This window comes from Streptosporangium sp. NPDC023825 (assembly GCF_040639575.1).
In the GTDB taxonomy this organism is placed as follows: Bacteria; Actinomycetota; Actinomycetes; order Streptosporangiales; family Streptosporangiaceae; genus Streptosporangium.
In genome coordinates this window covers 237,489-244,164 of the sequence record NZ_JBFAAE010000008.1, presented here as the reverse complement: position 1 = coordinate 244,164, position 6,676 = coordinate 237,489, and the positions used below count along the sequence as shown (strand labels likewise).

At 73.3% G+C, this 6,676-nt stretch carries 4 protein-coding genes; 3 read left to right on the top strand and 1 reads right to left on the bottom strand.

What is annotated here, in order from left to right:
- Positions 1 to 76: 76 nt before the first annotated feature.
- Positions 77 to 3,106 (bottom strand): BTAD domain-containing putative transcriptional regulator, encoded by a 3,030-nt coding sequence (locus tag AB0G15_RS10900; protein ID WP_362837494.1) that lies wholly within the window; start codon positions 3,104 to 3,106, stop codon positions 77 to 79.
- A 337-nt stretch (positions 3,107 to 3,443) separates the two neighbouring features.
- On the opposite strand from AB0G15_RS10900, the gene AB0G15_RS10895 reads away from it, so the two are divergent.
- The 3 genes from AB0G15_RS10895 to AB0G15_RS10885 are packed head-to-tail and all read left to right on the top strand — an operon-like array spanning position 3,444 to position 6,672.
- Positions 3,444 to 4,475: a LacI family DNA-binding transcriptional regulator gene (locus tag AB0G15_RS10895; RefSeq protein ID WP_362837492.1), complete on the top strand. Its 1,032-nt coding sequence runs from the start codon at positions 3,444 to 3,446 to the stop codon at positions 4,473 to 4,475.
- Positions 4,472 to 5,722 (top strand): sugar ABC transporter substrate-binding protein, encoded by a 1,251-nt coding sequence (locus AB0G15_RS10890; protein ID WP_362837490.1) that lies wholly within the window; start codon positions 4,472 to 4,474, stop codon positions 5,720 to 5,722. The genes AB0G15_RS10895 and AB0G15_RS10890 overlap by 4 nt, the downstream gene beginning before the upstream one ends.
- A gap of 2 nt (positions 5,723 to 5,724) precedes the next feature.
- Complete coding sequence (locus AB0G15_RS10885; protein WP_362837488.1) at positions 5,725 to 6,672, top strand: sugar ABC transporter permease; 948 nt, start codon at positions 5,725 to 5,727, stop codon at positions 6,670 to 6,672.
- Positions 6,673 to 6,676 lie beyond the last annotated feature (4 nt).

The window sequence follows — 6,676 nt, the reverse complement described above, 5'->3', positions numbered from 1 at the left end:
GCTCCCGTCCGGCCGCGCTCCCGTCCGGCCGCGCTCCCGTCCGGCCGCGCTCCCGTCCGGCCGCGCTCCCGTCCGGTCAGCAGGGGGTGGGCGGCGCGGAGAGCATGCCGTCGAGGGCGCGCCGGGCCTCGAGCGCCCGCTCGTGCCAGACCGGCAGGCCGATGGCGGCGAACTCCCGCACCGCCCGGTCCAGTATGGTCGCGGCCTGCCCGTACTCGCCGCGCTCGGCGGCGAGCCGCCCGCGGGCCAGGCGGGCGCGGGCCGCGACGAAGGGCTCCCCGAGCTCCTCGGCCAGCAGCAGCGCCGCGTCGAGCAGGCCGGCCGCGCGGTCGAGCTCGCCCGCCAGCAGCTCGGCCTCGCCCGTCCCGAGCAGGCCGTACGCCTCGCCGATGCGGTCTCCGGCCGACCTGGCGGCGAGCAGGACCTGCCCGAACGCGTCCTTCGCCCGCGCGGGGTCGTTCTGGCGCAGGTGCAGCAGTCCCAGCCTGTTGAGGATCTGCGCCACCCCTCGCGCGTTGCCCAGGTCGCGGTAGACGGCCAGCGCCGTCTCCAGGAGCGGTGCCGCCGTGCGGGGACGGTCGTGCTCGATGTGGATCTGGGCCATGCTGCCGAGCACGTGGGCCTCGGCGTGCGGGTCGCCGACCTCGCGGAGCATTCGCAACGCCCGCCGGTAGGCGTCGAGCGCGGACTCCACCCGTCCCTCCACCCGCTCGATCAGCGCCGCGTTGCGCAGGGTGAGAGCCTGGCCGTGCCGGTCGCCCACCGCCTCGAAGAGCGGCAGCGCGGCCTCCAGGTGCGGACGCGCGTCGGTGTAGCGCTGCCGGAACAGGGCGAGCGTGCCCAGCGAGTAGCGCATCGCCGCCTCGCCGCGCCGGTCGCCCGCGCGCAGGGCGGCGGCCAGCGCGGTCTCCGAGGTGCGCCGCCAGTCGTCGAAGTGGCCCTGCGCCTCGAACAGGGTGACCGCGGTCATCGCCAGGTCCCAGCACATCTCGCTCAGGCCGAGCCGGGCGGCCTGCTCCACGGCCGCCACCAGGCCGAGCCGTTCGCCGCGCAGCCAGCCGGACGGGTCGGCGAGCAGGCGGCCGGAGGTGGCCTCCCCGCAGTCCCAGCGCGGCCCGTCGCCGTGCAGCACGGTGTAGTCGCCGCCGTACTGCCGCCGGTGCGCCCGTTCGGCGAGCGCGAGATACCCTCCCGCCAGCCGGGTCAGCGCGGCGACGGTGGCGCCGGGAGGGTCGTCGGTCTCGCCGCGCTCCCTGGCGTGCAGCCGCACCAGGTCGTGGACGCGGTAGCGGGGCTCGCCGACGCCGTCCCGGCCCGCGTACTCGACGAGCTGCGCCTCCGTGAGCCTCTCCAGGATCTCCTCGGCGTCCATCCCCCCGATGCCGCGCGATCCGGCGCGGGGGCCGGCGTCGAGCAGCGCCGCGGCGACCCAGCCGGCGAAGTCGGGCGTCTCGACCAGGGCGAGGCGGCGGAACAGGGTGCGGCCGGGCTCGTCGAGACCGGAGTAACCGAGGGCGAGGCTGGCCCGTACCGACAGGGTGCCGTGGGTGAGCTCGTCGAGCCGGTCGTGCTCGGCGGCGAGCCGGGAGACCAGCCGGTCGACGCTCCAGTGCGGCCGGGCGGCCAGCCGCGCCCCGGCGATCCTGAGCGCCAGGGGGAGGTGCCCGCACAGCTCGGCCAGCCGCTCGGCGGTGGCGGTGTCGGCGGCCAGCTCGACCCGGCCGGTGATCGTACCCAGCAGCCGGACGGCGGCGGCCTTCCCGAGCACCCCCAGGGCGAGCCGCTGCGCGCCGGGCAGGGCGGTCAGCGCGCCGCGGCTCGTGACCACCACCGCGCAGCCGTTCCCCGCGGGGATGAGCGGCTCGATCTGGGCCTCGTTCGCGGCGTCGTCCAGCAGCACCAGCACGCGCCGGTCGGACAGGTGGGCGCGGAACACCTCGGCGCGCTCGTCCAGGCCGTCGGGAACGGCCGTCCCCGCCACGCCGAGGGCGCGCAGGAACCGGCTGAGCGCGTGCGACGGCTCGACCGGTTCGGCTTCGGCGCCGCGCAGGTTCACGTACAGCCGGCCGTCGGGGAAGGCGTCCCGCAGGTCGTGGGCGGCCTGCAGGGCCAGCGCGCTCTTGCCCACCCCCGGCATGCCGGAGACGGCGCAGATCACCGGCCCGGAGGCGGGGCGGTCGCGCAGGACGGAGACGAGCCAGCGCAGCTCGGTGTCGCGCCCGGTGAGGTCGCCCACTCCGGCGGGGAGCATGGACGGAACCGGCGGGGACGGCGGAACCGGCGGGGACGGCAGGGACGGCGGGGACGGGGCCGGGGGAGAGGGGGCCGGGCCCCTCGCCGGTGCCGTCTCCGGCCGGGGATCCAGGTCGACCCGGGGATCCCCGCGCAGGATGGCCTGTTCCAGCGCGCGCAGCTGCGGTCCCGGTTCCAGGCCCAGCTCCTCGGCCAGGACGGTACGGGTGCGCCGGTAGGTCTCCAGCGCCTCCGTACGCAGCCCGGCCCGGTGCATCGCCACCATCAGCCGCGCGGTCGTGGACTCCACCAGCGGATCCTCCGCGACCATCGAGAGGAGCTCGGGGATGACCTCCGCGTGCCTGCCCAGCGCCAGGTCGGTGTCGATGCGCTCGGTCAGCACCCTCCTGCGGTCCTGCTCCAGGCGTTCGGCCGCCTCCGCCAGCTGGGCCACGCCGTCCAGTCCCGAGAAGGCCCGGCCGTTCCACAGCGCGAGCGCCTCCCGCTGCAGGGCGGACGCCGCCTCCCGCTGCCCCCGGTTCAGCGCCCGCCTGGCGCGCTCGGTCAGGTCGGCGAAGTGCCAGGCGTCGACCTCCTCGGGCCGCGCGGACAGCGCGTAGCCCGAGCGGTCGTGCCGGATCCGTTCGGGGGCGTCGAGCGTTCTGCGCAGCCGGTGCACGAGCACCTGCAGGTTCTTGCCCGCGCGCGGTCCGAGCCGCTCCCCCCACAGCGCGTCGATCAGGGTCTCGGCCGGCACGACGCGCCCCCGTGCGCAGACGAGGAGCGCCAGCAGCTGCTCCTGCCTGCGTGAGGACAGGGGAACGGGACGCTCGTCGGCGATGATCGTCACATCGCCGAGCACCTGGAATCTCATCAAGCTCCCCGAACGGCTCACGGATCTCAGGGGGCGAGGTGGACGGTGCCACGCCCTGGCGGTCATGGACTGCCCGATTCCGGCGAGGATAGCCCGGATGATCTTTTGGCGATAGTCAACCGGCATTCGTTCGTATCGGGAGGTGACCGGTCCTCTTTTTTCCTGACAAGTCTCACAAATCCCGGAATATCGCTGTGCCCGTTTGGTAACGGTGACGTAACAAGCCTTTACTGATGATTCCGTCCGGTGATTGACTCCGGTCATCCACTGTAAGCGCTTCCACCCTCTGTCGCCGCCGAGTGTAAGCGCTTCCACTTCCCGGCAGATCGGACGACGGGTGTCAAACAGCGACGAAGGTCAGGGCGCGACCATCTACGAGGTCGCGCAGCGGGCGGGCGTCTCCATCGCCACCGTCTCCCGGGCGCTGCGCAACACCGGCCCCGTCGCGGCCGGAACGCGCGAGAAGGTGCTGAGGGCGGTCGAGGAGCTCAGCTTCACCCCGAGCCGCCTCGGCGTCTCCCTGGCCCAGGGCCGCCACGCGGCCAACGGGATCGTCTTCCCCGACCTGTCGGGCCCCTACTTCGCCGAGGTCCTCCTCGGGTACGAGGAGGTGGCCGCCGAGCTCGGCCGCTCCGTGCTCATCCTGTCCACCCGCGGGCGGGCCGCGGTGCAGGACCTGGTCAGGGACCTCGTCGGCCGGGTGGACGGCATGGTGATCTTCGGCAGGACCGTCGAGGACGCCCTGGTGGACGAGATCGTCAGGAGCAGGACGCCGCTGGTGCTGCTCGCGCGCGACCCCGTCGAACGGGCGGACGCGGTCTCCAGCGAGAACACCGCCTCGGCCGAGGCGCTCGCCACCCACCTGCTCGGTCACGGCTACACCACCTTCGCCCTGGCCGGGGACGACGACCGGGGCGACGTCACCCAGCGCTGGACGGGGGTCAGGCGGGTCCTGTCCGGCCACGGGATCCGGCCTCCGGCGCCGTTGCCCTGCGAGCTCACCGTGGAGGGCGGGTACGCGGCGGGGCGGACGCTGCTCGGCGGGAAACCCGGCAGCGGACGCCGTCCCGAGGCGGTGATCTGCGCCGACGACCAGGTGGCCCTGGGCGTCATCCTGGCGGCCGAGGAGCTCGGCCTCGACGTGCCCGGCGACGTGGCCATCACCGGCTGGGACGACATCATGGCCGCCCGCCACGCCAGGCCCGCCCTCACCACGGTGCGCCAGCCCATGCGCCTGCTCGGCGCCCGCGCCGCCCGCGCGCTGGACGAGCTCATCAAGGGCACTCGCACCGTCCCGAACTCCGAGATTCTCCCCACCCAGCTGATCGTCCGATCCAGCTGCGGGTCTCACCCCCTGGAGGAAAAGTGAAGAAGTACGCCGTCGGGATCCTCGCGCTGGGGCTGGTGCTCGCCGGGTGCGGCCGGAGCACCGGAGGGGCCGCCGAGCAGGCGAGGGACGTCGACACTGGCAAGGCCGCCGGCGAGGTCACGGTCTGGGCGATCGGGGCCGAGGGGGAGGCGCTGGGCGCCTTCGCCAAGGACTTCGAGACGGCCAACCCCGGCATCACGATCAAGGTGACCGCGCTCGGCTGGGACGTCGCCCACGACAAGATCACCGCGGCCATCGCGGGGAACGCCACCCCCGACGTCACCATGCTGGGCAGCACCTGGATGGGCGAGATGGCCAAGACCGGCGCCCTCGACCCCACCCCGGCCAACCTGATCGACAAGTCGGCGTTCTTCCCCGGCGCGTGGGGCACGGTCGAGGTGGAGGGGACCGCGTACGGCGTGCCCTGGTACGTCGAGACCCGCGCCCTGTACTACCGCAAGGACCTCGCCGAGAAGGCGTCGGTGAAGCCGCCCGCCACCTGGGAGGAGACCACCGCCTTCGTGAAGGCGCTCAAGGAGAGGGGCGGCGCCTCGCTCGGCGTCGAGCAGAACTTCCGGCAGGGCTCCTGGCAGGAGGTGCTGCCGCTGGTGTGGCAGGCGGGGGGCGAGATCATCGCGGACGGCAAGTGGACGCTGGACACCCCGCAGATGGTCAAGGCGCTCAAGCAGTACGGCTCGTTCTTCGAGAGCGGGCTCGCCAGCACCGACCAGCCGACCGGCGCCTTCCCGCAGACGTTCGTCAAGGGGAAGGTCGGCGCCTTCTACTCGGGGCCGTGGATGATCGCGGGCCTGGAGAAGGACGGCGGCGAGGGCTTCGGCGACAAGTTCGCCGTCGCGCCCTACCCGAAGGGGAGCGCGGGAGGCTCCAGCCTGATCGGCGGCAGCGACATGGTGGTCTTCAAGGACGCGAAGAACCGCGAGGCCGCCTGGAAGTTCCTGCGCTGGCTCGTCGACCCCAAGGTCCAGGCCACCTGGTACACCAAGGTCAACGCGCTGCCCAGCGTCGAGGCCGCCTGGCAGGACCCGGCGCTCACCGCCGACGAGCGCGTCACCGTCTTCGGCGAGCAGCTCAAGAACGCCAAGGCCGTCCCCGCCGTCCCGACCTGGGAGCAGGTGGCCAAGGTGATGGAGACCGAGGTCGAGAAGATGGCCCTGGGCAAGCAGACGGCCGAGGAGACGGCCAAGCGCGTCCAGGAGCAGGCCGAGACCATCGGGACCGGGGTCTGACCATGGTGGTCGGCGAGCGGGTGGGCTCGCGCGAGCCCACCGGGCCGGCCCCCGCCGGGGAGCGGCGATCCGGGGGAGGATTCCGCCGTACCGGCCTGGCCTGGGTCTTCGTGACGCCCTTCGTGGTGATGTTCGCGGTCTTCTGGGCGGGGCCGCTCCTCGTCGAGCTCGGCATGAGCTTCACCGACATGCGCAGCACCGACGTGCGCGACCCCCTCGGGGTCAACCTCGTCGGGCTCGACAACTACCTGCGACTGTTCGACGACGAGCTCATGCGCAAGGCGGCGGTCAACACGCTGATCTTCGTGGTGACCGCGCTGCCGCTCACCATCGCCCTCGGCCTGGGCGCGGCCGTGGCGCTGAACTCGGGGATCGCCCGGCTGCCCGCCGCGTTCTTCCGGCTCGGCTACTACCTGCCGTACGTCACCAGCATCATCGGTGTCGCGGTGGCCTGGCGGTTCCTGCTCGAACCCGACGCGGGACTGGTCAACCAGGTGCTCGCGGCGGTGGGCGTGGACGGTCCCCGCTGGCTCGCCGACGAGAACCTGGCGCTTCCGGTGATCATCGTCATGACCGCCTGGCGGAGCTTCGGCTTCGACATGGTCGTCCTGCTGGCCGCCCTGCAGGGCATCCCCAGGGAGCTGTACGAGGCGGCGGAGGTCGACGGCGCCGGTCGCTGGGAGCGGTTCCGCTCCGTCACGCTGCCGATGCTCCGCCCGGCGCTGCTGTTCTGCACCGTCTACAGCTCCATCGGGTTCGCCCAGTTCATGGAGGAACCGCTGGTGATGACCCAGGGAGGCCCGGCGGGCGCGACCACCTCGGCGTCGCTCGCCATCTACGGCCAGTTCGGCTCCGGCAACTACGGCTACGCCGCCGCCGCGGCGAGCGTCCTGTTCACCGTGATCGTGGCCCTCGCGGTCCTGCAGTTCCGGGTCGGGAGGTCCAGATGAGACC